This window comes from Oerskovia sp. NPDC060287 (assembly GCF_042726775.1).
Lineage (GTDB): Bacteria > Actinomycetota > Actinomycetes > Actinomycetales > Cellulomonadaceae > Oerskovia > Oerskovia merdavium.
Genome location: NZ_JBHXBO010000351.1, coordinates 1 through 3092, shown reverse-complemented (window position 1 = coordinate 3092; position 3092 = coordinate 1). Strand labels below are relative to the sequence as shown.

Genomic DNA, 3092 nt, shown 5'->3' with positions numbered 1-3092 from the left:
GGCGTAGCCCCCGGAAAGTCCGCCAGCCAGACCTTCTCCGCCCGCACCCAGACCCTGACCGCAGGCACCACCACCATCACCGCCACCCGCACCGACGGCACCACCCACACCCAGCAGATCGACCACCCCACCACCACCTGCTGACCCACCCCACCCACCGACCACGGCGCGCCACCCACCCCGGGCGGCGCGCCGTGGGCGCACCTGCGCACCTTCGAACATCCCCCGACCATCCGAAAGGTCCCTCCAGTGAGATCCCACGAACCGAGAGCAACGTGGCGCTCGGCCGCCACGGTGACCGCCCTCCTGACGAGCTGCGCGCTCGTCCTCCCGGCCTCGGCGGCCGGTGCCGCCGCGCCTCCTGCGCGGGCCGCCGTGGCTGACGGCTGGCCCCAGCCGTCCGTCCAGCAGCTCGTCGAGAACGACTTCACGCTGTACTTCGCCAACGCCGGCTCGACCGTGACCGACACGGTCGCCGCGGGCGACCACCTGGGTCTCTACCAGAGCCGCACCGACCAGAAGCTGGGACCGGACGTCGCGACGGGCCGTTCGTGGGGCTACGTCGTGAGCTCCACGTCGAACCCCGTGGCCAACGAGAGCACGGGCAACGCCCGAGGCGCTTCGCTGCGCTACGACGCCGAGCCCACCGGTGCCCACCTGCCCAGCCGTGAGGTCGCGTACGACTTCGACGTCCCCGACGGCACCTACGAGCTCACGTTCGGCTTCCAGATCCCGTCCGGATGGGGAGGACGCAAGGTCGTGACCCGCGCCGAGGGGACGGCGCTCGAGACGTTCGACACGGGCACCTCCGCGCTCGAGAAGAGCTACACCGTGCACGTCACCGACGGCACGCTCAACACCTCGGTCGCGAGCCCCGCCGACCGGAACGGCGCCTGGGCCGACCCTGCGGTCAGCTACCTGCTGGTCCGCGCGCTGCCGTCCTGGACGGTCGAGACGCTCGGGGCGAAGGTCGCCGCGTCCACCCTCTCCCCCGAGGAGGCCCACGGCTTCGCGTCGGAGACCGTCGTCGCGCTCGACGCGGCGCTCGACGCCGCGCGGGCCCTGATCGGGGCAGCGAGCCAGGACGAGGCCGCGATCCGGGCGGCGTTCGAGGCGATCGACGCCGCGCACGACGCCCTGCGCCCGGTCGAGACCTACGACTCGTTCCGTCCGGGCGAACCCTGGACGGACGACCAGGGGCGCGTCATCCAGGCGCACGGCGGACAGGTCGTCCCGGCCACCGACGACGCGGGCGAGCGCATCTACTACTGGTACGGGGAGGACCGCAGCAACGGGTACGGCTCGAGCCCGGGCGTGCACGTCTACTCGTCGTACGACCTCTACAACTGGACCGACAGGGGCCTCGCGCTCCGGGCCATGTCCTCGGCCGACCAGTTCGAGTCCGACCCCTACTTCGCCGAGCTCTACGCCGACTACACCGCCGAGGAGCGCGCCGCGGTGTATCGCGACCTCGGCACGGTCCAGACCGATCCCGCGGTCAACGCCGCGATCCTGGAACGCCCCAAGGTGATCTACAACGAGTCGACCGGACAGTGGGTCCTGTGGGTGCACGCCGACGGACCGTCCGAGACGTCGAACGCCCAGTACGCCAAGGCCAACGCGGGCGTCGCGGTCTCCGACTCGCCCACCGGCCCCTTCCGGTACATCGACTCCTACCGGCTGCACGTCGCTCCCGACGGCGAGCCGAACCACATGCCGTCGAGCCCCGGCATGGCGCGCGACATGAATCTCTTCGTCGACGACGACGGCACGGGCTACATCATCTACTCGTCCGAGGAGAACTACTCGCTGTTCATCTCACGCCTCGACGAGACGTACACGCAGCTCGCGACGCCGCCGGCGGAGGCCGTCAAGGGTGTCGACTTCACGCGCCCGTACATCGGCGCGCACCGCGAGGCCCCCGCTCTCTTCAAGCAGGGCGGCACGTACTACCTGATCACCTCGGGTGCGACCGGGTGGGACCCGAACCCTGCCCAGTACGCCACCGCGACCGACATCCTCGGGGAGTGGACGGACCACGGCAACCCGGTCTCGGGCAGCGGCGCGTCGACGACGTTCGGCTCGCAGAGCACCTCGGTCATCCCGGTCGACCCCGACAACGGGAAGTTCGTCTACATGGGCGACCGCTGGACGCCCAGCGACCTGAAGAACGCCCCGTACGTGTGGCTGCCGATCACGTTCGGCGAGAACGGCACCCTCTCGCTCACGAACCCGGGCACCTGGACGCTGGACGACCTGGTTCCCTCGGGCAGCTGGAGCGTCCAGGCCGACCTCCCGGGCCACGTGTGGCTGGGCGACACGACCACGCTCCCCTCGACCGTCGAGGTCACGCAGGCCGGGACGACGACGGCGGTCGCCGTCACCTGGGACGCCGCCTCGATCTCTCGTCCGGGTCAGGTCTCCCTCCGAGGCACGCTGGCGGACGGGAGGACCTTCTCGCGTGACGTCCTGGCCGTGCCGCACGACCTGCGGTACGTGGTCAACGCAGGCGGGGAGACCACCTCCGACTGGACCGCGATCCGGGCGGTCGCCGAGGCCGAGCACGGCCTCCCGCTCCTCGGGTCGGTCCCCGAGCAGCAGCTCGCCGCAGACCCGTCGACCGGGGTCCGGTGGGGGCTCAGCAGCTCGCCCGCAGACAGCGCTCTGCGCTCGGGCGGCGACATCTACCAGAGCCTGCGCTACGGCAAGAACCACCAGGACCTGGTCTACGTGTTCGAGGGCCTCGAGCCCGGGACCGCCACGGTCCGTGCGGGCTTCTACGACCCGTGGCCGCACGCGAACCGGGCCGCCCGGGTCAGCCTGAACGGCACGGTCGTCGAGCAGGAGCGGCTGTTCACGGCGGACCCCGCAGCGGGGCAGTACACGGTCGAGGTCGGCGCGGACGGCCGTGCCGAGCTGCGCATCACCCCGACCCGCTCTCCCGACATCCAGGTCAGCTGGGTCATGGTCTCGCAGGAACCGGTCGCCCCCGAGGTCGACCTGGGGGTCGAGGCGAGCGTGCGCGCCCAGTGCACCGGACGCACCGCGACCCTCTCCGTCCGCGCCCTCAACACCAGCGACGTCCCCCTCGA

Annotated in this window: 1 protein-coding gene; it reads left to right on the top strand. The window is 71.4% G+C overall.

Annotated features, from left to right (window positions below; all coding sequences use genetic code 11):
- Positions 1 to 294: 294 nt before the first annotated feature.
- Positions 295 to 3092 (top strand): family 43 glycosylhydrolase (locus ACFWFR_RS18730; protein WP_377624093.1); only part of this gene is annotated, 2798 nt, incomplete at its 3' end.